Source organism: Rhodococcus sp. B50, assembly GCF_013602415.1.
Classification (GTDB): Bacteria; Actinomycetota; Actinomycetes; order Mycobacteriales; family Mycobacteriaceae; genus Rhodococcus.
This window is the reverse complement of record NZ_WPAG02000002.1, coordinates 774,043-799,369: the sequence shown is the minus strand read 5'-3', so window position 1 is coordinate 799,369 and position 25,327 is coordinate 774,043. Positions and strand designations below refer to the sequence as shown.

General features: G+C 68.4%; 21 protein-coding genes and 1 pseudogene. 12 read left to right on the top strand and 10 right to left on the bottom strand.

Going from position 1 to position 25,327, the window contains the following annotated elements; all coding sequences use genetic code 11:
- Positions 1-215 precede the first annotated feature (215 nt).
- Positions 216-581 carry a DUF1844 domain-containing protein gene (locus GON09_RS04065; protein WP_213930707.1) on the top strand — a complete coding sequence of 122 codons (366 nt, stop codon included), beginning with the start codon at positions 216-218 and terminating at the stop codon, positions 579-581.
- A gap of 80 nt (positions 582-661) precedes the next feature.
- Here the strand turns inward: GON09_RS04065 and uvrA are convergent, their stop codons facing one another.
- Complete coding sequence (gene uvrA / locus GON09_RS04060) at positions 662-3,637, bottom strand: excinuclease ABC subunit UvrA (RefSeq protein ID WP_213930706.1); 2,976 nt, start codon at positions 3,635-3,637, stop codon at positions 662-664.
- Between the two features lie 151 nt (positions 3,638-3,788).
- Here uvrA and GON09_RS04055 point away from each other — a divergent pair, with 151 nt between their 5' ends.
- The 4 genes from GON09_RS04055 to GON09_RS04040 all read left to right on the top strand — a co-directional run bounded on the left by GON09_RS04055 (position 3,789) and on the right by GON09_RS04040 (position 8,467).
- A complete protein-coding gene (locus GON09_RS04055; RefSeq protein ID WP_213930705.1) occupies positions 3,789-4,478 on the top strand; it encodes an MBL fold metallo-hydrolase in 690 nt (229 codons plus the stop codon).
- A gap of 286 nt (positions 4,479-4,764) precedes the next feature.
- A complete protein-coding gene (locus GON09_RS04050; RefSeq protein ID WP_213930704.1) occupies positions 4,765-7,116 on the top strand; it encodes a xanthine dehydrogenase family protein molybdopterin-binding subunit in 2,352 nt (783 codons plus the stop codon).
- A complete protein-coding gene (locus GON09_RS04045; RefSeq protein WP_213930703.1) occupies positions 7,113-7,982 on the top strand; it encodes an FAD binding domain-containing protein in 870 nt (289 codons plus the stop codon). Before GON09_RS04050 ends, GON09_RS04045 begins: the two co-directional genes overlap by 4 nt.
- On the top strand, positions 7,979-8,467 hold the full coding sequence (locus GON09_RS04040) for a (2Fe-2S)-binding protein (protein WP_213930702.1): 489 nt from the start codon (positions 7,979-7,981) through the stop codon (positions 8,465-8,467). The genes GON09_RS04045 and GON09_RS04040 overlap by 4 nt, the downstream gene beginning before the upstream one ends.
- Before the next feature lie 45 nt (positions 8,468-8,512).
- Here GON09_RS04040 and GON09_RS04035 read toward each other — a convergent pair whose 3' ends face one another.
- Positions 8,513-8,779, bottom strand: coding sequence for a hypothetical protein (locus GON09_RS04035; RefSeq protein WP_213930701.1), 267 nt, complete (start codon positions 8,777-8,779; stop codon positions 8,513-8,515).
- A gap of 195 nt (positions 8,780-8,974) precedes the next feature.
- On the opposite strand from GON09_RS04035, the gene GON09_RS04030 reads away from it, so the two are divergent.
- The 4 genes from GON09_RS04030 (at position 8,975) to GON09_RS04015 (ending at position 14,861) form a co-directional block, all read left to right on the top strand.
- On the top strand, positions 8,975-10,669 hold the full coding sequence (locus GON09_RS04030; RefSeq protein WP_213934269.1) for an alkaline phosphatase D family protein: 1,695 nt from the start codon (positions 8,975-8,977) through the stop codon (positions 10,667-10,669).
- A 166-nt stretch (positions 10,670-10,835) separates the two neighbouring features.
- On the top strand, positions 10,836-11,867 hold the full coding sequence (locus GON09_RS04025; RefSeq protein WP_213930700.1) for a DoxX family protein: 1,032 nt from the start codon (positions 10,836-10,838) through the stop codon (positions 11,865-11,867).
- Positions 11,868-12,040: 173 nt separating this feature from the next.
- On the top strand, positions 12,041-14,356 hold the full coding sequence (locus GON09_RS04020; RefSeq protein ID WP_374195273.1) for a HelD family protein: 2,316 nt from the start codon (positions 12,041-12,043) through the stop codon (positions 14,354-14,356).
- An 82-nt stretch (positions 14,357-14,438) separates the two neighbouring features.
- Positions 14,439-14,861 (top strand): DUF732 domain-containing protein, encoded by a 423-nt coding sequence (locus GON09_RS04015; protein ID WP_213930699.1) that lies wholly within the window; start codon positions 14,439-14,441, stop codon positions 14,859-14,861.
- A gap of 4 nt (positions 14,862-14,865) precedes the next feature.
- Here the strand turns inward: GON09_RS04015 and GON09_RS04010 are convergent, their stop codons facing one another.
- The 3 genes from GON09_RS04010 to uvrB form a co-directional block, all read right to left on the bottom strand.
- Complete coding sequence (locus tag GON09_RS04010; RefSeq protein WP_213930698.1) at positions 14,866-15,318, bottom strand: universal stress protein; 453 nt, start codon at positions 15,316-15,318, stop codon at positions 14,866-14,868.
- 156 nt (positions 15,319-15,474) lie between these two features.
- A complete protein-coding gene (locus GON09_RS04005; RefSeq protein WP_213930697.1) occupies positions 15,475-16,347 on the bottom strand; it encodes an SCO6745 family protein in 873 nt (290 codons plus the stop codon).
- Positions 16,348-16,393: 46 nt separating this feature from the next.
- The gene (gene uvrB / locus GON09_RS04000; protein WP_213930696.1) at positions 16,394-18,553 is read right to left on the bottom strand and encodes an excinuclease ABC subunit UvrB; all 2,160 of its coding nucleotides are present in this window, start codon (positions 18,551-18,553) and stop codon (positions 16,394-16,396) included.
- A 95-nt stretch (positions 18,554-18,648) separates the two neighbouring features.
- Here uvrB and GON09_RS03995 point away from each other — a divergent pair, with 95 nt between their 5' ends.
- Positions 18,649-19,167 (top strand): DUF402 domain-containing protein, encoded by a 519-nt coding sequence (locus tag GON09_RS03995; protein ID WP_213930695.1) that lies wholly within the window; start codon positions 18,649-18,651, stop codon positions 19,165-19,167.
- A 46-nt stretch (positions 19,168-19,213) separates the two neighbouring features.
- Here the strand turns inward: GON09_RS03995 and GON09_RS28840 are convergent, their stop codons facing one another.
- Positions 19,214-19,852, bottom strand: coding sequence for a response regulator (locus GON09_RS28840; protein WP_213930694.1), 639 nt, complete (start codon positions 19,850-19,852; stop codon positions 19,214-19,216).
- The gene (locus tag GON09_RS03985; protein ID WP_272268748.1) at positions 19,849-20,949 is read right to left on the bottom strand and encodes a sensor histidine kinase; all 1,101 of its coding nucleotides are present in this window, start codon (positions 20,947-20,949) and stop codon (positions 19,849-19,851) included. Before GON09_RS03985 ends, GON09_RS28840 begins: the two co-directional genes overlap by 4 nt.
- A 111-nt stretch (positions 20,950-21,060) precedes the next feature.
- On the opposite strand from GON09_RS03985, the gene GON09_RS03980 reads away from it, so the two are divergent.
- Together GON09_RS03980 and GON09_RS03975 are read left to right on the top strand one after the other, a co-directional pair.
- Positions 21,061-21,813: an ABC transporter ATP-binding protein gene (locus tag GON09_RS03980; protein ID WP_159418116.1), complete on the top strand. Its 753-nt coding sequence runs from the start codon at positions 21,061-21,063 to the stop codon at positions 21,811-21,813.
- The gene (locus tag GON09_RS03975) at positions 21,810-22,580 is read left to right on the top strand and encodes an ABC transporter permease (RefSeq protein ID WP_213930693.1); all 771 of its coding nucleotides are present in this window, start codon (positions 21,810-21,812) and stop codon (positions 22,578-22,580) included. Before GON09_RS03980 ends, GON09_RS03975 begins: the two co-directional genes overlap by 4 nt.
- 17 nt (positions 22,581-22,597) lie before the next feature.
- On the opposite strand, the pseudogene GON09_RS28250 reads toward GON09_RS03975, so the two are convergent.
- The 3 genes and pseudogenes from GON09_RS28250 to coaE form a co-directional block, all read right to left on the bottom strand.
- A pseudogene (locus GON09_RS28250) lies at positions 22,598-22,740 on the bottom strand (oxidoreductase); the annotation flags it as partial.
- A 13-nt stretch (positions 22,741-22,753) separates the two neighbouring features.
- Complete coding sequence (locus tag GON09_RS03970) at positions 22,754-23,896, bottom strand: LLM class flavin-dependent oxidoreductase (protein ID WP_213930692.1); 1,143 nt, start codon at positions 23,894-23,896, stop codon at positions 22,754-22,756.
- A 97-nt stretch (positions 23,897-23,993) separates the two neighbouring features.
- Positions 23,994-25,211: a dephospho-CoA kinase gene (gene coaE / locus GON09_RS03965; protein WP_213930691.1), complete on the bottom strand. Its 1,218-nt coding sequence runs from the start codon at positions 25,209-25,211 to the stop codon at positions 23,994-23,996.
- Positions 25,212-25,327 lie beyond the last annotated feature (116 nt).

Below are 25,327 nucleotides of genomic sequence, written 5' to 3'. Positions count from 1 at the left end.
GGACATCCGGAGCGTACGCACCCGGAGGACCGGACCCCTGAGCTGCATCGATGTGCCGCCAGAGGTGGGAGTCGGACTCCACTTTGCTGCCCACGGAGGATCACCGCGGGCGGTCGTGAGAGTCAGTCTAACAAAAATGCACGTCGACGACGAATCGGCGCATTCGCGCCCCACCCGCGCCGTCGGCGACGAGCGACGACCCTATGCTCGTCCCTATGACGGACGCTCCCGAGACCCCCGATCAGGACGCTGCGGCACAGGATGTGCGCGAGCTCGCCGACATTCCGGCCGTCGAGGTGATCAGCCGCGCAGCCGTGATGCTCATGAGTTCGGCTGCCGAGAAGCTCGGTCTCGCCGACGAGGATCCCGACAGCAGCACACGACTCGACCTCGACGAGGCCCGCCGCGTGATCACCGCACTCGCCGGACTGATCACCTCCTCGGTGGAATATCTCGGTCCGCACGCCGGCCCGCTGCGCGAAGGACTGCAGGCGCTGCAGCGCGCCTTCCGCGAGGCGTCCGCGGTGCCCGACGAACCGGGCAAGGGTCCGGGCGAGAAATACACCGGTCCGGTCTACTGACCCGACGCAGCACCGTTTCCGCCCCACCTCCGACCCGTACGACCGGATCCGCCCGCCCCTGAGGCGGGCGGATCGGGTCGTCAGCTCGCGGCGGCTACCTTCTTCTTGGCGGTCTTGGCCTTCGCGGTCGTCTTCGTCGCGGTGGTCTTCGTCTTCGCGGCACGCTTGCGTGCCGGAGCGCGGGTGGGCGCGGCGGACCGACCGTCGAGGATCTCCGCGAGGAAGCGTCCCGTGTAGCTCTCCTCCACCGTGACCACCTCGTCCGGGGTGCCCTGCGCAACGACCGTGCCGCCCCCGGAACCGCCCTCCGGACCCATGTCGATGATCCAGTCGGCGGTCTTGATGACGTCGAGGTTGTGCTCGATGACGATCACACTGTTGCCCTTGTCGACCAGACCGTTGATGACCCCGAGCAGTTTGCGGATGTCCTCGAAGTGCAGGCCCGTGGTGGGCTCGTCGAGGATATAGGCGGTACGCCCGTTGGAGCGCTTCTGCAGTTCGGCGGCGAGCTTGACGCGCTGTGCCTCACCGCCGGACAGGGTCGTCGCCGGCTGGCCGAGGCGGACGTAGCCGAGACCGACCTCCACCAGCGTGTTGAGGTAGCGGTGGATGGAGGTGACCGGCTGGAAGAACTCGGCGGCCTCCTCGATCGACATGTCGAGCACCTCGGCGATGGTCTTGCCCTTGTAGTGCACCTCGAGCGTCTCGCGGTTGTAGCGGGCGCCGTGGCACACCTCGCACGGCACATACACGTCGGGCAGGAAGTTCATCTCGATCTTCAACGTGCCGTCGCCCGAGCACGCCTCGCACCGGCCGCCCTTGACGTTGAACGAGAACCGGCCCGGCTGGTAGCCGCGCACCTTCGCCTCGGTGGTGGACGCGAACAGGGTGCGAATCTTGTCGAACACGCCCGTATAGGTCGCCGGATTCGACCGCGGTGTGCGGCCGATCGGCGACTGGTCGACCTGGACGAGCTTGTCGAGCTGGTCGAGCCCGTTGATGCGGGTGTGCCGCCCGGGGACCTGCCGCGCGCCGTTGAGCTTGTTGGCCATCACGGTGGCGAGAATGTCGTTGACGAGCGTCGACTTCCCGGAGCCGGAGACACCGGTGACGCAGGTGAGGACGCCGAGCGGGAACGACACATCGATCTCGCGCAGATTGTTCTCGCGGGCACCGACGACGGTGACCTGCCGGCTCGTGTCGATGGGTCGGCGAACCGCGGGGATCTCGATCTCCTCGCGCCCGGACAGATAGGCCCCGGTGAGCGAGTCGGGATTGTCGAGCAGTTCCTTGTAGGTGCCGCTGTGGACGACCTTGCCGCCGTGCTCGCCCGCGCGGGGACCGATGTCGACGACCCAGTCGGAGGCGCGGACGGTGTCCTCGTCGTGCTCGACGACGATGAGCGTGTTGCCGAGATCGCGCAGCCGAGTCAGGGTGTCGATGAGGCGACGGTTGTCGCGCTGGTGGAGACCGATGGACGGCTCGTCGAGCACGTACAGCACGCCGACGAGACCGGAACCGATCTGGGTGGCGAGACGGATGCGCTGCGCTTCACCGCCGGACAGGGTTCCCGCCGCGCGCGACAGGGTGAGGTAGTCGAGTCCGACGTCGAGCAGGAAGCCGAGCCGGGCCTGGATCTCCTTGAGGACCTGCCCCGCGATCGCCGCCTCCCGCGTGCCCAGGACGAGACCGTCGAGGAAACGCGCACACTCGGCGATCGACAGGTCGCTCACCTCGGCAATGGACATCGCCCCGAAGTCGCCCGCGCTGACCGTCACGGCGAGGATCTCCGGGCGCAACCGCGCACCGGCGCAGGCCGGGCACGGGATCTCCCGCATGTAGCCCTCGTAGCGTTCCTTGGCCTGGTCGGACTCGGATTGTTCGAGGCGGCGGTGCAGGAACGGCATGACGCCTTCGAACTCGGCGTAGTACGAGCGAACGCGGCCGTAGCGGTTCTTGTACCGCACGTGCACCTGCTCGGTGCTGCCTTCCAGCACGGCCTTGCGCACCTTGGCGGGCAGTTTCCGCCACGGGGTGTCGATGTCGAATCCGAGGGCGTCGGCCAGACCGGACAGCAACCGGCCGAAGTACTCGGCGCTCTGGCCCATCGACCACGGTGCGATCGCGCCGTCGGCCAGGCTCAGATCCGGATCGGGAACGACGAGATCGGGGTCGACCTCCTTGCGCACGCCCAGGCCGGCGCACTCGGGGCACGCGCCGTAGGGCGAGTTGAAGGAGAACGACCGTGGCTCGAGCTCGTCGATGGACAGCGGGTGCGAGTTCGGGCACGCGAGGGTCTCGGAGAACCGGCGTTCGCGGTCGGGGGCGTCCTCCTCGCGATCGACGAAGTCGAGCACGACGACCCCCTCGGCGAGCCGGAGCGCGGTCTCGATGGAGTCGGTGAGGCGCTGCTGCGCGCTGGGCTTGACGGCGAGGCGGTCGACGACGACCTCGATGTCGTGCTTCTCCTGCTTCTTCAGCTTCGGGGGATCCGACAGTGGATAAACGACGCCGTCGACCCGCACGCGGGAGTAGCCCTGGATGGTGAGCTGCTCGAACAGGTCGACGAACTCGCCCTTGCGGGTACGCACGACGGGTGCGAGGACCTGGAACCGGGCACCGGGTTCCATGTCGAGCACCTGGTCGACGATCTGCTGCGGCGTCTGCCGGGAGATCTGCTCACCGCACACCGGGCAGTGCGGGGTGCCGGCACGGGCGTAGAGCAGACGCAGGTAGTCGTAGACCTCGGTGATGGTGCCGACGGTGGACCGCGGGTTGCGGTTGGTGGACTTCTGGTCGATCGACACCGCGGGCGAGAGACCCTCGATGAAGTCGACGTCCGGCTTGTCCATCTGCCCGAGGAACTGACGGGCGTAGGCCGACAGCGACTCGACGTAGCGCCGTTGCCCCTCGGCGAAGATGGTGTCGAACGCGAGGCTCGACTTGCCCGAACCCGACAGTCCGGTGAAAACGATCAGACTGTCGCGCGGCAGATCCAGGTCGACACCACGCAGGTTGTGTTCCCGGGCTCCTCGCACGATCAGGCGGTCTGCCACGCCACATCCTTCCTGTAGACAAGGCCGCAGTTCGGCCCTCAGCCATGGTAGGCGCGGGTACCGACACGTTTCCGTGCCGACGAACCGCATCCCGGTCGACGAACCGCACGTCCGGCACTCCTGCGCGCGCACGCGAAGGTAGGTTGGCTGCATGACGCAGCAGCCCGTGATCATCGAGGACACCTACACCGGCGACGTCACTCCCGGCGGACCCGCGCAACGCCGAAGGATTCCCGGAGCGAGCATCGTCAAACTCGCCGTCGGCGAGATGAACAACAACACCTATCTCGTCACCGACGACGCGACCGGCAAGTCCGTGTTCATCGATGCCGCAAACGAACCCGGACGGCTCGTGCAGTTCCTCCGCGACAACGCACCGGAACTCGAGCTGATCGTCACCACCCATCAGCACTGGGATCACTGGCAGGGCCTCGAGCGGGTCGCCGCGGAGACCGGTGTGCCGACGGCGGCGCACGAACTCGACGCCGCTCCCCTGCCGGTGACGCCCGACCGGATCCTGGCCGAGGGCGACACTGTGCAGATCGGTGAGCTGAATCTCGAGGTGATCCACCTCTCAGGGCACACCCCGGGGTCGGTCGCACTGGTCCTCACGGAACAGGGCGCGGGCCGCGCGCACATCTTCACCGGCGACTCGCTTTTCCCCGGCGGGGTCGGCAAGACCCCGGACGACGACGCCTTCCGCTCCCTGCTCGGCGACGTGGAGTCCAAGATCTTCGACCGGTTCGACGACGAGACGATCTTCTATCCGGGGCACGGCAAGGACTCGACCCTCGGAGCCGAGCGACCGCATCTCGGAGAGTGGCGGGAGCGCGGCTGGTGACCGTTCTGCACGCAGCACACGTCGTCGGGCGGGCAGCAAGCGCCTTCCGATGACAGACACCGTCCGCTCGCGGGTGTGGTCGTAGACGTCGGGTCGCCCGGAGACCGCACTTCGAACGGCGTCGACATACCGGCGCAACGATGACTCGGATCTACCCGTTTCGGTCACCGAACGTGCACCGCGGTGTATCGTCTGCCCCGATCGAGAGCGAAATTCTCGATTGTGCACATTTCTCGTCTCGTACTGAAGTACGACCCTCTGGTCCTCCGGCGGAGCGAGGAGACGCATGACCGACATAGCGGCACCCCCCACCCGCGGGAGCGTGGGCACATCCGTTCCGCGGGTCGAGGACCTGCGGTTGGTGACCGGTGCGGGAACGTTCGTCGACGACGTCACCCGCCCCGGCATGGTGCACGTGTGCTTCGTGCGCAGCCCCTTCGCCCGTGCGCGCATCATCGATATCGACGTCGCCGCCGCAACCGAACTCGACGGGGTCGTCGCCGTGTACACCGCGGCCGAACTCGGGCCCGTCGCGCACCGCATCTCCTACGCGCTGGACATGCCCGGCCTACCTCCCGTGCCCCGCCCGCCTCTGGCCGAGGAGGAGGTTCGATTCGTGGGCGACCCGGTCGCGATGGTGATCGCCTGCGACCGGTACGTGGCGGAGGACGCGGTCGAACTCGTCGATGTCGACTACGAACCACTCGACGCGGTGGTGGACTACACCACCGCCCACACGTCCCCCCACCTGGTCCACGCCGGGTTCGCCGGGAATTCGGCCGGCGAGATGGCCGGTCGTCCGGCCGCGGATCTCGATCCGATCTTCGAGACCGCTCCACACGTGGTGGAGCAGACGATCTTCCAGCAGGCCTACATCCCGGTGCCGATGGAAACCCGCGGGGTCGTCGCCGAGTGGTCCGCTCCCACCGCGGAGATGACCGTGTGGATCTCGACGCAGTCACCGCACGAGGTACGGGGCTTCTGTGCCCGGCTCCTCGGGATCGACGAGCATCAGGTGCGCGTGATCGCCCGCGATACCGGCGGTGGCTTCGGGCTCAAGGTGGCGCCGCTGCGGGAGGAGATCTGCGTGCAACTCGCGGCCCGCAAACTCGGCCGCGCCGTCAAGTGGATCGAGGACCGGCAGGAACACTTGATGGCGTCGGGTATGGCACGCCACGAACATGCCGATGTGCGAATGGCTTTCGATTCCGACGGCCGAATCCTGGCGGCGGGGATCGATCACGTGCAGAACGTCGGTGCATACCCCACTCCGTCGCCCATCACCGCAGGTGTGGTCGTCGGCCTCCTGTTTCCCGGGCCGTACCGGATCACCGACGCGTCGTTCAGTTCGAAGTTCGTGTACTCCAACACGGTCGGGCGCCTCGCCTATCGCGGTCCGTGGCAGTTCGAGTCGGTCACCCGCGAACTCCTCCTCGACCAGGCTGCCCGCCGAATCGGCATCGACCCCATAGAACTTCGTCGACGCAACATGTTGCGGCAGGAAGACCTGCCGATGATGAACCCGAACGGCATGCCGCACGACCATGTCTCGCCGCTCGAGACCCTCGAGCAGGCGGTCAGGATGCTCGGTTACGACGGGTTCCGCGCCGATCAGCGTCGCGCCCGCGAGCAGGGCCGCTATCTCGGCGTAGGCACGTGCACGTATCTGGAGCCGACGACCGGCAGCACCGCATTCCACAGCACCGAAGGCGCGACCATCCGGATCGAACCGTCCGGCAAGGTCAACGTGTACGTGGCGGGAGGTTCGGCGGGCAACAGTATCGAGACGACCGTCGTGCAGTTGACGGCGGACGCTCTGGGCGTCCCGATCGCCGACGTTCGCACGATCCAGGGTGACACCTCGATCACCCCGTTCGGTGGCGGTACCGGCGGCAGTCGCTCGGGCTCGATGACCGCGGGTGCGATTGCCGAGACCGCGTCGGTACTGCGAGAACGCATCGTCGCGATCGCCGCTCACCGCCTGAATGTTCTGCCCGAGGACGTGGTGTTCGCCGAGGGGATCGCGAGGCTCCGGAACGATCCCGGTCCACGACTGACGATCGCCGAGATCGCCGACATCGCGTACTTCCAGGGCGACGGCCTGCCGCCCGGTGTTCCGCCGGGACTCGAAGCGAGCGGCCGGTACCGCACACCTCATATGGCGATCTGGGCCAACGCGACCCACCTGTGCACCTGCGAGGTGGATATCGAAACCGGCAAGGTGACCCTGCTGCGGTACATCGTCAGCGAGGACTGCGGCGCGATGATCAACCCGAACGTCGTCGAAGGTCAGATCTGCGGCGGCACGGTGCAGGGAATCGGCGGGGCACTCTACGAACACCTGCCCTACGACGATGCCGGGAACCCGATCGCCACGACCTTCATGGATTATCTGCTTCCGACCGCGACCGAGGCACCGACGATCGAGATCGGGCACATCGAGACCCCGAGTCCGGGACCGGGCAATGTCAAGGGGGTCGGAGAGGGCGGCGCGATCGGCGCGACCCCGGCCGTACTCAACGCGGTAGCGGATGCGCTGAGTCCGTTCGGGGTGGAGATCTCCCACCTGCCGCTCTCGCCGGCCAGGATCGTCTCGATGATCGATCGGGCGCACGCCGAAAAGATGGAGGCGCTGTGAAACCCGCGGCGTTCGAGTACCACGCCCCGCACACCCCGGCCGAAGCAGTCGATCTCGTCTCCCGATTCGGCGACGACGCGAAATTCATCGCGGGCGGCCAGAGCCTGATGCCATTGCTGACGCTGCGACTCGCCACCTTCGGACATCTCGTCGACCTTCGTCGACTCACCGAGTTGCACGGTATCCGGACGGAAGGGACCACAGTGCGGATCGGCGCAACGACCACGCACTCATCGATCGGCCGCGACGCCGATATCCGGCGACTCGTGCCCCTCCTCGCCCGGGCCACACCGCTCATCGGGCATTTCCAGATCCGCAATCGCGGCACCCTCGGCGGATCCCTCGCGCACGCCGATGCCGCCGCCGAATATCCGGCTGTCGCGCTGACCCTGGATGCCACGATCGGCACCCTGTCCCCACGCGGCCGGCGCAGCATCGCCGCATCCGAGTTCTTCCGCGGCATGTGGACCACCGCCATGGAACCCGACGAACTCGTCACCGACATCGCCTTCCCTGTCCTGCACGGCCGGTGGGGCTTCGCGATCGAAGAATTCACCCGGCGCAGCGGCGATTTCGCGATCGCCGGAGCGGCGGTGGCCGTGCAACTCGACGCCGACGCGCGAATCGAGCAGTGCGCCATCACCGTGTTCGGTCTCTCGCCGGCTCCTGCACGCGCCCGTGCGGTGGAAGCGGAGCTCGTCGGCCGGGCGGCGACCGAGATCGACGCGACCGATCTCGGCGGCGCGGTAACCGATCTGCTCGACTCGGTGCCGTCGGACATCCACGGCACCGCTGAGTACCGACGACGAGTGGGCGCCGTGATGGTCACGCGCGCGTGGGCGCGAGCGTTGAAGGAGGCCCTGTGACCGACATCGACATTCGAGTACGCATCAACGGCTCGAATCGCACCGACCGGGTCCCGCCGCGCCTGACCCTGGCCGATTATCTCCGCGATCGCTGCGGACTCACCGGCACCCATCTGGGATGTGAACACGGCGTCTGTGGATCGTGCACGGTGCTGCTCGACGGCGAGGCGGTGCGGGCATGCCTACTGTTCGCCGTCCAGGTCGACGGATCAGAACTGACGACCATCGAAGGACTCGCCGGGCCGGACGGAGAATTGTCACCGGTGCAGGCAGCCTTCCGCGACCAGCACGGCTTGCAGTGCGGCTTCTGCACACCCGGATTCATCGTCTCGGCCACCGCCTTCCTGCGAGACAACCCCGAGCCGAGCGACGACGACATCCGCGAAGGGCTCTCCGGCAATCTGTGCCGGTGCACGGGCTATCAGGGCATCATCCGTGCGGTGCGGGCAGCAGCGGGCACCGAGCCCGGATCGCAGCGGCCGTAGTCGGCCCACGGTCGTGGCCGACGGCCTCACGGCTACGGCAGCGCCTCAATCGTCCGAGCGTTCCCTGTTCGCGTCCGCGTCGGACTTCCCCGCTGTCGACTGCCCGCCGGCCGGGAGCTCATCCTTCGCGTGTTCGTCGACCATGTCGGCGAACGCCGTTCCCGAGACCATCCCGTTCGTCCCCGGCACGACGGTGGTCGGCCGAACCCCGGGCTCGTACATCCGGTCGATCTCCTCGGCCTTTTCACGTGCCTGCCGTTGCTCGTCCTCGTCGAGCGTGTCCCAGCGGGTCGGTTCCTCTGCGTCGGTCATGTCCGGGCCCCCTTCCACTACGCAGCACCGACCCATGTGGGTCGATTCGGATGCGTCCGTTCCAGGGTGCTCCCCGTCGCGGCATCCCGGAGGCCGAACCGGAATCGAAGTTCGCCGGAACCATCCTGGGCAGGACCGCCGCGAGTACGCTCGAAACCCATGACGAGCTCGCTCGAGCACGAAGGCGCTGACACCGTGGCGGATCTCGTACTCGGGCCGGTACTCCGGCACATCGGCGACACGGACGCCACGATCTGGGTGGAGACGTCCGAGCCCTGCACGGTCGAGGTGCTCGGCAGTTCGGAACGCACGTGGACCGTCGCGGGCCATCACTACGCGCTCATCGTCGTCCGAGGGCTGGAAGCCAGATCGGAGACGCCCTACGAGGTGAGAGCGGACGGACACCTCGTGTGGCCGCCGGCCGGTGACGCAGCCCCGTCGATCCGGACTTCGGGGGGCGACACCGACAACTTCGTGCTCGCGTTCGGGTCGTGCCGCGTGGCGTCGGAGAGCGCAGAACCGACGGCCGTCATGGGGAAGGACGCGCTCGTCGCGTACGCGCAGCGCATGCACTCCCTGCCCACCGACGAGTGGCCCGATGCCTTATTGCTGCTCGGCGATCAGGTGTACGCCGACGAGCTGTCCCCGGAAATGAAGCGGCGGGTCGGTGAGCGGCACGATCTGTCGGAACCACCAGGGGCGCAGGTCCGTGACTTCGAGGAGTACACCTGGCTGTACCACCGGTCGTGGTCCGAAGACAACGTCCGGTGGCTGCTGTCGAACGTGCCGACGTCGATGATCTTCGACGACCACGACGTGCACGACGACTGGAACACCTCTTACTCGTGGCGCAGGGAGATGGAAGCATCCGCGTGGTGGGAGGAACGCATCGTCGGGGCACTCGCGTCGTACTGGATCTACCAGCATCTCGGAAACCTCTCCCCCGCCGAGCTGGACGAGGAGCCGCTCTACGAGCGGGTGCGGAACTGCGCCGGGGACGCCGAACCGATCCTGCGCGTCTTCGCATCCGGTGCCGACGAAGAAGCGGACGGGGGTCCGGGTGCACGGTGGTCCTACCGCCGCGATTTCGGGTCGGTGCGTCTGCTGGTGATCGACTCGCGGTGCGGGCGAGTGCTTGCGCCCGACCGGCGGGACATGGTGTCCGATCCGGAGTTCGACTGGATCGAGCAGCAGACCGACGGCGACTACGACCATCTGCTGGTCGGCACGTCGCTGCCGTGGCTGCTCCCTCGCGCGATGCACGACCTCGAGGCTTGGGACGAGAAACTCGCGTCCGGTGCGCGCGGAGACCGCTGGGCTCGCTGGGCCGAGAAGCTTCGTCGTGCTGCGGATCTCGAACACTGGTCGGCCTTTCGCGACTCTTTCGAGCGACTCGGACGGCTGCTGCGGGACGTCGCCGCCGGGCGGCGCGCCGGGACGTCCGGTCGTGCGCCCGCGACGATCTGTGTCCTCTCGGGCGACGTGCACCATGCGTATGCCGCCCGTGTCCGGTTCGGGACGCCGACCGCCGGTGCGGTCTACCAGTTGACCTGTTCACCGTTGCACAACCATGTCCCCGCAGCCGTCCGAGTCGCCTTCCGCGCTGCATGGAGCCGCACGGCGGAGCATGTCGTGCGGCTACTGCTCGGTCGCGTGACGGCAGTTCCCGTCGCGTCGTTCTCGTGGTCGAGGATGTCGGGACCGAGTTTCGGAAATCAGATCGCCACGCTCCGGACGCGAGGCCGTGTCGCGCATCTGACCGTCGAGCGAAGCATCGATACCGCAGCTGGTACGCATCTGTTCGAGAAGGTCGCGGACTTGCCGTTGACCACCGAGGATCGGCCGCCCCGGATCTCGTCGGCCCGCGCGGCGGGCAGGCCGTCGAAGTGATGCGGGAGGGGCGGTACTCCACCGCGATGTATTCTGTTATTAACTGGTTTCCGTACCATCCGAAATACTGTTCTGTGCCCTTTGGCCTTGCTTCACGCATATTCCCGTGACGCCCGGGGTACCTGTGTCAAGGTTTGGAAACACAGCCGACCACGGGAGGAACCACATGCTCGTCCGGAGAATCGCGCGGCCCATGCTCGCGTCCATCTTCATCGCCGGGGGTATCGACGCCCTGCGGAAGCCCGAGCCGAAGGCAGGGGCCGCGCAGCCCGGGCTCGATCAGGCTGTGAACGCACTGCCGGCATCGATCACCGACCGGCTGCCCAGCAATCCCGAGACTCTCGTACAGATCAACGCCGCCGTCCAGATCGGCGCCGGCACCCTGTTCGCCCTCGGCAAGGCGCCGCGCTTGTCCGCTCTCGCCCTGGTCGGCAGCCTCGTGCCCACCACCGTTGCGGGCCACGACTTCTGGAACGTCGAGGACCCGGAGGCCCGCGCCCAGCAGCGCACTCAGCTCATCAAGAACGTGAGCCTGATCGGCGGACTGCTCATCGCGGCCGTCGACACCGAAGGCAAGCCGTCGCTCGGCTGGCGAGGCCGTCGTGCCGCGCGCGCCGCGCAGAAGTCGGTGGCCGCCGCCCTGCCCGGCCACGCCTCGGACGGCCACACGGCCGAAGCGCTGCACACCGTCGCCGGACGGGTGAAGGCACTGACCGAAGAGGCCGGTGAACAGGGCGGCCATCTCCTCGAGATCGCCAAGGAACGTGGACCGGAACTCGCCGAAGTCGCGCGCGAACGCGGCACCGAACTGCTCGAGGTCGCCCGCGACCGGGGCCCGGTGCTGACCGAGCGGGCGCGCGATCGCGGCGCCGAGATTCTCGGGGTTGCGCGTGAGCGTGCCCCCGAGCTCGCCGAGGGTGCCCGCGAACGCGGCACCGAGCTGCTCGGGCTGGCCCGGGAGCGCACCCCCGAGCTGGCCGACGTGGCCCGCAAGCGTGGGTCGAAGCTGTGGGACACGACGGTCGATCGCAGCTCGGAGTGGGCGAAGCTTGCCGAGGAGCAGTCCGCGATCCTGAACGCTCGGGCCCACGTCGCCGCAGAGAAGGCACGCCTGCGCGCCGAGGCCGCCCGCAAGCAGGGCACGAAGGCGGAGAAGAAGCTCGCGAAGAACCTGAGGGCGCTCGAGAAGAAGAAGTAATCGAGTACGGCACAGCAGTGCGGGCGTGCGAACAGATCGCACGCCCGCACTGCTGTGACCAGGATTTCTGTCCGTTTCCTTCCGGCGACGACTAGACTTCTCGGGCACTTTCGTCGACGCATCACCCCGCGCACGGCGGAGCGATCTCGTCCTGTCTATCCCGAGGAGTCCCTGTGCCGGTTGATGGCGCGTCCCATCCGGAGCTCGATCGCGAGCAGGCCTACGTGGCGATGCTCTACACGCATCTCGACGCGCTGCGCGACTATGCCAAGACTCGGTTGACCCGCGTGCTGAAGGAGACGGGAGGCACCCCTCAGGCGCGCAGCGAACGCGAGTCCTTCACGCAGATGTACACCGAGGACATCGCGAAATACGACGCCGCCGAGCACGGCCTGTGCTTCGGCCGCATCGATGTCCGCGACGACGGGACCGACGCCGAAGTGACGACGGAGGACGGCACGGAGACCCGGTACATCGGTCGGCTCGGCATCCTCGACGAGGACAACGACTACGAGTCGCTGCTGCTCGACTGGCGGGCCCCGCAGGCCCGCCCCTTCTACCTCGCCACCCCCGCCGCTCCGGACGGCGTCGTGCTGCGACGGCACATCCGCAGCCGGAGCCGGACCGTCACCGCACTGCACGACGAATACCTCGACCTCGACGCTGCCCTCGAACACGCCGACACCCAGGCGGCCGGGGGCGTCGCGGGTGAATCGGCGTTGCTCGCCGCACTGAACGCCGCGCGCACCGGGCAGATGCACGACATCGTAGCGACCATCCAGGCCGAGCAGGACACGGTCATCCGCTCCGAGCATCGCAGTGTGCTCGTCGTCCAGGGTGGTCCGGGAACCGGCAAGACCGCGGTGGCACTGCACCGCGCGGCCTACCTGCTCTACACCTACCGCAAGCAGCTGGCCAAGAGCGGTGTGCTCATCGTGGGGCCGAACAGCCGCTTCCTCGACTACATCGGTCAGGTGCTGCCGTCGCTCGGTGAGACCGGAGTGCTGCTCTCCACCGTCGGCGATCTGTATCCGGGGGTGACGCCGACCGTCGAGGACAGCCCCGAGGGCGGCGAGCTCAAGGGTTCCCCGGACATGGTGAAGGTGCTCGAGAAGGCCGTCCGCGACCGGCAGGAGGTGCCCCGCTCCCCCGTGCACCTGAGCTTCGACACCTATGCGCTCACGCTCGACCGCAAGATCGTCACCCGCGCACGCGGTCGCGCCCGGTCGTCCCGCCGACCGCACAACCTGGCCCGGCCGATCTTCGTGAGCGGGGTGATCGACGCACTTGCCGACCAGCTCGCGGGGATCATCGGATCGAATCCTCTCGGCGGCGCGAATCTGTTGAGCCGGGAGGACATCCAGGACATCCGGTCCGAGATGCGTTCGGACCGCGACATCATCGCCGCGATCGACGCGTTGTGGCCGGAACTGTCTCCGCAGCAAGTGCTCTCGGACCTGCTCGCTTCGCGCGACCGGATCGCGTCGGCGGCTCCGGCGCTGTCCGACGAGCAGATCGACGCGCTGCACCGGCCAGGCGCACCGGGACGTTTCAGCGCGGCCGACGCTCCCCTGCTCGACGAACTCGCCGAACTGCTCGGCGTGGACGACGCCGCCGAGCGCGAACGCGCGAAACGGCGCTGGCGCAAGCAGATCGCCGACGCTCAGGGCGCTCTCGACATCCTCACCGGTTCGGCGCCCCAGGACCTCGAGGACGATCTCGATCCGGAACTGCTCATGGCGTACGACCTCATCGATGCCACTCAGCTCGCCGAACGGCAGAACCACCGCCGCCACGAGACCACGGCCGAGCGGGCGGCCGGAGATCGCACCTGGACCTACGGTCACGTGATCGTCGACGAGGCGCAGGAGCTCTCCGCGATGGCGTGGCGAACGATCATGCGCCGCATTCCGAATCGCTGGATGACCCTGGTGGGCGACACCGCACAAACCGGTGATCCGGCGGGAACCGAGTCGTGGCAGCAGATCCTCGAACCGTACGTCGCGAACCGGTGGAAGAAGACCGAGCTGACCGTCAACTACCGCACCCCCGCGGAGATCATGCGGGTCGCGCATGCGGTGCTGGCGGAGATCGATCCCGATCAGGTGCCGCCGCAATCGGTGCGCGAATCCGGTTTCGAGCCGTGGGCGCAGCACGTGGACGCGGAGGCGGTCTCCGCGACCGTGCGGGCCGCTCTCGACGCCGAGACCGGCCCGGGCACGACGGCCGTGCTCGCTCCCGCACGCCTCGTGGGCGCGTGGGAACATCTCGCGTCCGATTCGGTCACGGTCGCGACCGTCAAGGAGGTCAAGGGCCTGGAGTTCGATGCGGTCCTGCTCGTCGAACCGGCCGAGATCCTCGCCGACTCCTCGCGCGGGATGAACGATCTGTACGTGGCGTTGACCCGCGCGACCCAGCGTCTCGGGGTGGTGCACTCGGAGCCGCTGCCGGACGTGCTCTCGGGTCTCGCGGCGCCGACCCGCTGCTGAGCCGACCCATGGCCGGCCGGAAGGAGGGTACCGTCCTTCCGGGCAGGGACACGGGACGGATCATCCGCGGAGGAACGAACAAGTGGCCTATTCGGCAGCGCACCATCGGGTACGTCGAGCGGGGTGCGCGGCGATCGCGGCGCTGATCGGGTTCTTCGTCTCCGCCGCCTGCGGGTCGGGGGCGCCCGCCCCGGACGAGGCGCAGGCCGCGACCTCCACGGCCTCGATCGTGCCGACGACGTCGACGACCCCGCCCGACGCGCGCTTCCTGCGGGTGAAGGAGGCACTGGAAGCGTCCGGTCTGGTCGCCGACGTCAAGGACGACACCGTGCTCGCGGTGGTGCGCGGGGTGTGCGACCAGTTGAATGCGGGAGTGCCGGAGCGTGACGTCCTCGCCACGCTCCGGCCGATCGCCGCTTATGCCGCGGGGGCCACGGGGTCGCAGATGACAGCGGACGACGCCGCCGTCCGCTACCTCGGGATTGCCCGCGAGGAGTACTGCTGATCCGTCAGCGGACGGTGTGCACCACCAGCACGTCGCACAGGGCCTTGCGGGCGACGTCCGAGGGGACGGAGCCGAGCAAGCGTCCGGTCAGCGTGTTGAGACCGCGGTTGCCGATGACGATGAGATCGGCGTCGACCTCCTCGACGAGCGTGAGGAGCGATTCGACGGGAGCACCGACGATGGGGCGCTCGGTGATCTTGCGGGCGCCCGCCACGGTCGCCTTCTCCCGTGCGGTGCGCAGGATCTCGTAGGTCGGTGCCGAACCGGTGACCTGGTACGCCTCCTCGCGCAGCGCGTCGGCGGCCTGCGCGGTGTCCTTGGGGTCGGCCGGGTAGTAGGCGCAGGCGATCACCAGTTGGGCGCCGGCGTCGCCGGCCAGAGCAGCTGCCTTCTCCACGGCCCGATACGACGATTCGGAACCGTCGGTTCCGACGACTATGGTCCGGTAGGCGCTCATTCATCCTCCATCGAGTGTGTGGTCCATCGACGCGTGCCGCCGATGCCGTCGTCGACGGAGGACACGCACGCTCCCCCGCCATACGCTGCGTCGACAGTAGCGGGACGAGCGGCCCGGGTGGGACGTTTGGGTCTCATCCCACAATTGCGTTTGATGTTACCGCGCGTCACCGTAACGGGGACCGAACAGACCGGCAGGGAACACCTCGGCGTCGACGAACGCGTCGCGCCACGGCAACGCGAGGTCGAGCAGACGCTCCACACCGTCCTCCCCGACCACACCCCACGGGGCGACCGCCAGGTCGTCGGTCAGATCCTCGACGAGCTCGCGGACCTCGAACCCTTCCCCGGTGAGCTCGCCGCGCTTGTCCAGCAGGCCGCGCCCACGCAGTCCCTTCTCTGCGTCCGCCCAGTCGTCCCGCGACCATCCGCGAAGCTTCCGGGCGGGATCGGTGGCGAATCCGATACCGGTCGCCGTGTGAGTGACCAGCGACTCGATCCCCGACAGCCCCGCCGTCTGCAGCGCTGCGATATGGCCGTCCCCGCGGTACTCGCGCAGCAGTGTCAGCGCGTGCCACAGGCGGAGATGCACCTGTTCGGGCCAGGGCAGGTCGGCGTAAGCGGCGTAGAGCGGTCGCCCGTCGGGGCCGGGAATCGCGCGGGCCGCGGTGGCGGCAAGATCCGCTGCCTCGCTCATCTCCGCGGAGTCGAGCACGTCCTGCCCCAGGACGCGCCGATAGAGCGCGTCGAGCCCGCGCAACCGCGCTGTCGTGATCGCCGCCGGCGCAGCCGTCTCCCACACCGCCGGGACGGCCGAGGACACCAGACGGGGCGAGAAACTGTAGAACGTCGCCGTTACGACGCCGGGTCCGACGGCACCCAGGGGCGCCGAGCGTCCACCGAAATACTGTGCGGCCGGCCCCTCGACGCCCAGCGCGGCGAGTTCACTCGCGACCTCCGGTGCGAAGTAGACGACCGAGTGCAGCAGTTCGAGCGCGCGGGCAGCACGCCCGGCCGATGAGGGCTCCATGGGAAAGGACCCTACCGAGTCTCCGGCCCTCGACCGGGCCGGGCGGCTACTTCAGCCCCGCGGCGTCCATGCCGCGCAGTTCCTTCTTCAGGTCGGAGATCTCGTCGCGCAACCGCGCGGCGAGCTCGAACTGCAGGTCGCGTGCGGCCTGCATCATCTGATCGGTGAGCTGCTGCACGAGATCGGCGAGTTCGGCCCGCGGCATCGTCGAGGTGTCGCGACCTTCCACCACACCGGAGCTGACCGCGCGCCCGGACTCGCCCTGCGCGCGCCGGCCGCGCGAGGCGTTGCGGCCGGAGCCGCCCACCTCGACGGTCTCGGTGTCCTCGGCCTCCTGATAGACCTGATCGAGGATGTCGGCGATCTTCTTGCGCAGCGGCTTCGGATCGAGACCGTGCTCGGCGTTGTAGGCGACCTGCTTCTCGCGGCGCCGTTCGGTCTCCTCGATCGCTCGGGCCATCGAGTCGGTGATCTTGTCGGCGTACATGTGGACCTCGCCCGAGACATTGCGCGCCGCGCGGCCGATGGTCTGGATCAGCGAGGTCGTCGACCGCAGGAAGCCCTCCTTGTCGGCATCAAGGATCGCGACCAGCGACACCTCGGGAAGGTCGAGGCCCTCACGGAGCAGATTGATGCCGACAAGCACGTCGTACTCGCCGAGCCGCAGCTGCCGCAGTAGTTCGACGCGCCGCAGGGTGTCGATGTCGGAGTGGAGATAGCGCACCCGGATGCCGAGTTCGAGCAGGTAATCGGTGAGGTCCTCGGCCATCTTCTTGGTGAGCGTGGTGACGAGGACGCGCTCGTCGCGGTCGGCACGCTCACGGATCTCGTGCACGAGATCGTCGATCTGGCCCTTGGTGGGCTTGACGACCACCTGCGGGTCGACGAGGCCGGTGGGGCGGATGACCTGCTCGACGAACTCGCCCCCGGTCTGCCCGAGCTCGTATGGGCCGGGGGTGGCCGACAGGTAGACCGTCTGCCCGATGCGGGCGGCGAACTCCTCCCAGGTCAGGGGCCGGTTGTCGACCGCAGAGGGAAGGCGGAAGCCGAAGTCGACGAGGTTCCGCTTACGCGACATGTCGCCTTCGTACATCGCGCCGATCTGCGGCACGGTGACGTGCGACTCGTCGATGACCAGAAGGAAATCCTCCGGGAAGTAGTCGATGAGCGTCGCGGGAGCGGACCCGGCGGGACGGCCGTCGATATGACGGGAGTAGTTCTCGATGCCGGAGCAGAAGCCGACCTGCCGGATCATCTCGATGTCGTACTGGGTGCGCATGCGCAGACGCTGCGCCTCGAGCAGCTTGCCACGGTTCTCCAGATCGGCCAGGCGCTCCTCGAGTTCGGCTTCGATGCTCGCGACGGCGCGTTCCATGCGTTCGGGACCGGCCACGTAGTGGGTGGCGGGGAAGATGCGCAGGGAGTCGACCTTGCGCACGACGTCGCCGGTCAGCGGGTGCAGGTAGTACAGCGCGTCGATCTCGTCGCCGAAGAACTCGATCCGCACGGCGAGTTCCTCGTAGGCGGGAATGATGTCGACGGTATCGCCCTTGACGCGGAACGAGCCGCGGGTGAACGCCATGTCGTTGCGGGTGTACTGGACGTCGACGAGCAGGCGCAGCAACGCATCGCGCGGCACCTCCACACCCACCTCGAGCTGGATGGACCGGTCGAGATAGGACTGCGGGGTGCCGAGGCCGTAGATGCACGAGACGGACGCGACCACCACGACGTCGCGACGCGACAGCAGCGACGAAGTCGCCGAATGCCGCAGACGCTCGACGTCGTCGTTGATCGACGAGTCCTTCTCGATGTAGGTGTCGGTCTGCGCGATGTACGCCTCGGGCTGGTAGTAGTCGTAGTACGAGACGAAGTACTCGACCGAGTTGTTGGGCAACATGTCTCGCAGCTCGTTGGCGAGCTGCGCGGCAAGGGTCTTGTTGGGCGCCATCACGAGGGTGGGACGCTGGACGCGCTCGATGAGCCACGCGGTAGTGGCGGATTTGCCGGTACCGGTGGCACCGAGCAGGACGACGTCCTTCTCCCCCGCCTTCAGCCGGCGTTCGAGCTCGTCGATGGCGGCGGGCTGGTCACCCGCCGGCTCGTATTCGCTGACGACCTCGAAGCGGGCCTCGGTGCGCTCGATCTCACCCACCGGCCGGAACTCGGAGTGGGCGACGACGGGATGTTCACTTGCGAACGCCATGGAAACCAGAGTAAGCGCTCCCACCGACACGCAATGTGCTCCTGCGTGCGGGACACGCAGCGTGGTCCTGCACGCGGGACGGCCCGACCGCTAGCGTGCATCCCGTGTCCGCGACCCCGCATCCTGTGAAGACCGAGACGTTCGACGTCGCAGCGAAGACCAACATCGACCCGAAGGGCTTCGTGCGCGCCGTCGACGAGTACCGCGTCGAGGAGTGGGGCCTCTACATGGCGCGGCCGTCCGATCACCCGCAGTTCCACTACCTCGAGTCGTGGCTGCTGCCGGACCTGCGACTGCGGGCCTCGATCTTCCACTTCACACCGGGCAACGAACGCGACCAGGACCGGTACGTCGACGTCGGCGAGTTCCGGCGCGACGGCGATGTCTGGTACTCCCACGACCACTATCTCGACCTGATCGTCCGCACCGGTCGCGACACCGCCGTCGAGGACATCGACGAACTGGTCGTCGCGGTCACCGCCGGCATGATCGACGCGGCCACGGCCGAGACCGCGATCGACACGGCGCTGCGGGCGGTGGACGGCATTGCCGCGCACGGTCACGATCTCGACGCGTGGCTCCGCGAGCGGGGCGCGCCCGTCCGCTGGCGCTGAGCACTCGCTCTTCCGCGCCGGCACCGCGACCCCGAAGATCCGATCCTCAGTGCAGGATCCCCTCCCGCAACGCGCGCAGGACCGCATTCGTGCGGTCCCGCGCGCCGAGTTTGAGCAAGATCGACGACACGTGGTTCTTCACCGTGCCCTCGGCGAGGAACAGCGCTTCGGCGATCGTGCGGTTGCCGAAGCCTTCCGCCATCAATCGCAGCACTTCGACTTCGCGTGCGGTCAAGTCCTGTACGCCGACGGTGTCGTCGGGCAGCGGGGCGGACCTGATGGCGCGCAGCAGCCGGTCGGTGATCGAGGGCGCGACGAGCGTGCCTCCCTCGTCGAGGGTCCGCACTGCACGGGTGAGCTGGTCCAAGGTCACGTCCTTGAGCAGATATCCGCGAGCACCGGCCCGCAGCGCCGCGAGGACGAGTTGGTCGTCGTCGAAGGTCGTGAGCACGAGCACGGGAATCTCGATGCCCTGCTCGCGCAGGCGGTCGAGTGTCCAGATGCCGTCGGCACCGGGCATACGCAGGTCGAGGAGCACCACGTCCGGGGATGTCGCGACGATGACCTCGAGCGCGACCCGCCCATCGTCCGCTTCAGCGACCACCTCGAAGCCCGCCATCTCCAGCAGGGTGCGGATACCCTGCCGTACGAGGGTCTGATCGTCGACCACCACGAGACGGGTCACGGCGCAGGCACCCGGGCCGTCACGCGGAATCCCCGACTCCCGTCGACGGTCACTTCTCCGCCGAGCGCCTCGAATCGCTCGGACAGCCCTCGCAAGCCGTTCCCGATCACCGGCGTGCGGGCACCGGATCCGTCGTCGACGGCCGACATGGCCGTCCCCCTGCCGTCACCGGTCACGGCGACCCGGAGTTCGCGGGCGTCGGCGTGGCGGAGGGTGTTGGTGACGATCTCCTGCAACGCCCGCACGAAGGCGACGACTTCCTCGTCCCCCACCCGCACTTCGGGATCGACGGCGATCGACACGTCCAGGCCGGGGAGGTCGTGCGCCACCCGGTGCAGGGCGTCCGCGAGATCGCGTGGTTCGGCGCGCAACTCCCCCACTGTGTTCCGGACGTCGGAGAGGAGTGCGCGCGCGACCCCGGCCGCACGCTCGACGTGCTCGTGTGCGCCGTCGCCGTCTCGATGGCGAGCGGCCTCGAGTTCGAGGGCGAGCACCGTGAGCTGGTGGCCGATCAGATCGTGGAGGTCGCGGGAGATCCGCAGGCGTTCGGCGGTGCGCGCCGATTCGGCCAGCAGCACCGTCGCGGCCCGTAGGTCGACGTGGGTTTCGGTGAGTTCCCGGCGCATGCGCTGTTCCCGGAGCAGCGACACCGATCCGAAGACGGTGGCGAGCTGGATCAGCAGGTAGAAGCCGACCATCAGGGGGATCTCGCCGGCCGCACCCGGGATCGCGGCGGACGCGGCGAGCACGACCGTGTTCAGCGCGACGATCGTCAGCGCCACCTGCACCGGCACCAGATAGACGCTCACCGCGGCGGTGACGACCAGCAGGATCGGAAGCAGTCCCATCGCCGGGGCGGTCGCAACGACGGCCCACGACGATCCGACGGCGACCGCGAGTGCGAAACGGGCTCTCCGCGAGCGCTGTTCGATCACCGCTGCCCAGAACAACGCCGTCACGGTGACGACGAACAGCGCGGCCCACACGCCCCTGGGGATTCTCGGGGTCGCGGCTCCGAACAACACCGGAAGTCCCACGGCCACCACGATCACGAGCATCGCCAGGCCCGACAGCTCGTCTGCAGTCCATCGACGCACATCACCACTGTAGGGCTCGGTGACCTCGTGGGGGCGTGCCGAAAGTCATGGGCGCCGATCCCGACTTTCGGCACGCGCGCCGCGGAAGCGTCCACTCGTAGCGTCGAGGACATGGACGGTCTCCAGAACGAGCAGGGCACACCGGCGATCGTCGCCGAGCACCTCTGCAAGCGCTACGGCAATACGGTCGCCGTACACGATGTGAGCGTGACGGTCGGCATCGGTGAGACCGTCGGAATCGTGGGTGTGAACGGCGCCGGAAAGACGACCACGGTCGAGACGATCGCCGGATTGCGGGCACCCGACGGCGGCAGGGTGCGCGTGCTCGGTCTCGATCCACTGCGGGATCGGACGGCGCTGCGGCAGGTGCTCGGCGTCCAACTGCAACGGGCGACCCTCCACCACGCGCTGACCGCGCGGGAACTCGTCGACCTGTACCGCAGCTTCTACCCCGACCCTGTCCCGGCCGCGGAACTCCTGGACTCGGTCGAACTGTCCGATCGGGGCGACACGCGGTTCGAGAATCTCTCCGGCGGTCAGCAGCAACGATTGTCGGTGGCACTCGCTCTCGTCGGCAGGCCTCGCGTGGTCGTCCTCGACGAACTCACCACCGGTCTCGACCCGCGAGCGCGGCGCCGGATGTGGTCGGCGATCGAACGGTTGCGCGCCGACGGCGTCGCGGTTCTGCTGGTCAGCCACGCGATGGAGGAGATCGAGCATCTGTGCGACCGGGTCGTGCTGTTGGACCGCGGACGCGTCGTCGCGGTCGGCACGCCTGCGGGGATCGTCGAGAGCGCCGGGGCCGCCGACCTGGACGACGCCTTCGTCGCACTCACCGGCCGGGACCTCGGGGAGACGCGATGACCGCCTCGAGGACTCACCGCCCGGGCGCCACGGCATGGCTGATGCTGGTCCGCTGCGAAGCGAAGATGGTGATGCGGGACACCGCCGGGCTCGTCGTGCCGGTCGGGTTGCCGTTGCTGATCCTGGCGATGAGTGCGTCGACAGCGAGCACCGAGACGGTGGTGAACGAGCGCACGGTGCTCGAGGTGTTCGTCCTGCCCTTGGTGATCGCGATCGTGGTCGCCACGATCGGTCTCGTCAACATGCCGAGTTTTCTCGCCTACTACCGGCTTTCGGGCATCCTACGGAGGCTGTCCGTCACGCCCGCCTCACCCGCGATGATGCTCGTCGCCCAGGTCGTGGTCGGCGCCGTGCAGACGCTGCTCGGTGTCGGTGCGGCTCTGCTCGCGGCATTCTCGTTCTTCGGTGCTCGCCCTCCCGTCGATCCGTTCGCGGCGGTCGGAGTCTTCGCTCTGGTCATGGGAGCGATGTATGCCGTGGGGATGATCGTCGCGGCGATCGCGCCGACTCCCAACGCAGCGGTGGCGATCGGACTCGTCGTCTTCTTCGCCCTGGGAGCATGCGGCGGGTTGTTCGGCAGTCCCGATGCGCTACCCGATCCGGTCGCGCAGGTCGGGGGGTGGCTGCCCTTCGGGGCCTCCGTCGAGGCGTTGTCGGCGGCATGGGCCGGCACCGCGATCGCACCCGCGAACCTCATCGGTCTCGCCGCCGCGATCGGGGTGGGCGCGGCGGTCGCCGCGACGGTCTTCCGGTGGGATCGTTCGTGACGGCGGGCCGACCGCGCAGGTGCCGCGCGTGATCTGCCGAGCAAGTTCTTCTGCAGCTCTGCCGATTCGGGTGCTCAGCGCGGCACCGGCCCCGAAGTCCTCGATCGCGGCGAACACCCCCGTGGGCACGACGAGCGCGCAGGTAGCTCAGCAGGGGACGACGATGCGGCGGGTCATCGGGCCTCCGCCTCTTCCGGCACGAGGTCGACGCGGGCCGGGATCACCTGCCGGTGCGCCGAGTCGGCTCCCTGCGCGGCGAGCGTGCTGTGTGTGGGCGGGTCGGACGGCACGTGGGCGGGGCGACGGCGTTCGAATTCCGTTCGCAGCACGGGCACGACCTCTCGCCCGAGGATCTCGATCTGTTCGAGCACGACGTCGAGCGGCAGGCCGGCGTGGTCCATGAGGAACAGTTGACGCTGGTAGTCGCCGGCGTAGTCCGCGAAGCCGAGCGTGCGTTCGATGACCTGTTCGGGTGTGCCGACGGTCAGTGGTGTCATCGTCGAGAAGTCCTCGAGCGACGGGCCGTGGCCGTAGACGGGAGCATTGTCGAAGTAGGGACGGAAGATCCGTTTCGCCTCGGCCTCCGTCTCGGCCATGAACACCTGTCCGCCGAGCCCGACGATCGCCTGGTCGGCAGCGCCGTGTCCGTACTGCTCGAATCGCTGCCGGTAGAGGGTGATCATCTGCTGGATGTGTTCCTTGTTCCAGAAGATGTTGTTGTGGAAGAAGCCGTCGCCGTAGAAGGCGGCCTGTTCGGCGATCTCGGGCGAACGGATGGAGCCGTGCCAGACGAAGGGCGGTGTGTCGTCGAGCGGCCACGGGGTGGAGGTGTAGCCGTGCAGCGGCGTGCGGAACTCGCCTTCCCAGTCGACGACGCGTTCGCGCCAGAGCCGCCGCAGCAGGTGGTAGTTCTCGATGGCGAGAGGGATGCCCTGACGGATGTCCTTGCCGAACCACGGGTAGACCGGCCCGGTGTTCCCGCGGCCCATCATGAGGTCGACGCGGCCACCGGAGAGGTGCTGCAGCATCGCGAAGTCCTCGGCGATCTTGACCGGGTCGTTGGTGGTGATGAGCGTGGTCGCGGTCGAGAGGATGAGCTTCTCGGTCCTCGCGGCGATCCAGCCGAGCATCGTCGTCGGCGAGGACGGGACGAAGGGCGGATTGTGGTGCTCGCCGGACGCGAAGACGTCCAGCCCCACCTCCTCGGCCTTCAGCGCGATCTTCGTCATTGCGACGATGCGTTCGTGTTCGGTGGGGACCCGGCCCGTCGTGGGGTCGCGCGTCACGTCGCCGATGGTGAAGATGCCGAACTGCACGATGGAACCTCCGTCAAGTAGTTGAACTGTCAACTACTCTAACGGACGGTGCGCCCAGAACATTCCCGGGTGGGAATCCAGCCGGATCCGGACGCCTCTAGGCCGACCAGCCGGTGCTCTCGGCCCACTCCCACGCGCGATGGTGCGCACGGTCGAACCACGGCGCCTTGAGCGCCGCATAGGCGGCCGCCGCCTCGGCAGAGTCGGACCGCTGCCCTGCTTCGGCTGCGGCGTCGGCCTTGAGGTCTGCGTACTCGCGCTTCGCGGTGTCGACCGCGGACAGCCAGTCGCGCAGCAGCAACGCGAACTGCTGGGCGGGCCAGCCGTCCACGCGGACCGCCACCCGCGCCGGACGGCCGGGATCGGCGCTGCCGTGCAACCGCATCTCCCACACGGCCGGGTCGGTCTCTCCCCCGGCACCGTAGGACGGCTTCGGTTCGTCGGTCACCACGTCGTCGATGCGCGGGAAGCCCGCAGCAGCGAGTGCGGGTGCGAGCGCGTCGGCCGCCGCGAGGTCGCCGACGGTGATCTGCAGGTCGATGACGTCGACGGCGGCCAGACCGGGCACAGCGGTGGAGCCGATGTGGTCGATGCGCTTCGCCGCGCCTCCGGCGGCGAGGGCCAGCCGGGCGATGAGCCGCTGGGCCTGACGATGCCACTCCTCGCGGGCGGGCACGAGCACCGGTTCCGCCTCGACCGCGACGCCGGTGCGCAGATTCTCCTCGAAGGGCACCAGGCGCTCGTTCCACAGCCTGCGGACCTGCTCGACCAGCACCTGCTGATCTCCGGTGTTGTCGAGCCAGACATCGGCGACCTCACGCCGCTGTTCCTCCGTCGCCTGCGCCGCGATGCGCGCCCGGGCGTCGGCCTCGGGCATACCCCGCAGCTCGACGAGGCGGCGGACCCGCTCGGACTCGTCGGCGTGGACCACGGCGACGAGATGGAAGGCCGGCGCCATGCCACCCTCGACGAGCAGGGGGATGTCCTGCACGACCACCGCGTCGGCGGGCGCGGCGGCCACCAACTCGGTGGTGCGGCGGCCGACCCGCGGATGCGTGATGGCGTTGAGGACGGCGCGCGCGTCGTCGCTCGCGAACGCCTTCGCCGCGAGCGCCGGGCGGTCGAGCGTGCCGTCGGCGTGCAGGATGTCCTCGCCGAAGGCGTCGACGAGTTCGGCGAGGCCGTCGGAGCCGGGAGCGACGATCTCTCGGGCGACGACATCGGAGTCGACGATCACCGCCCCGAGTTCGACAAGCTCCTTGGCGACGGTCGACTTGCCCGCACCGATTCCTCCGGTCAACCCCATTCGCAGCACGCTGCCAGTCTCGCATCACCGCGCCGCCGAGGCATCTCCGCGGTCCCTACGACGCTTCGCACCTCGTCGGCGCGACAGCGCGACGACGTACTCGTCCGTCGTGCAGTAGTGCATAC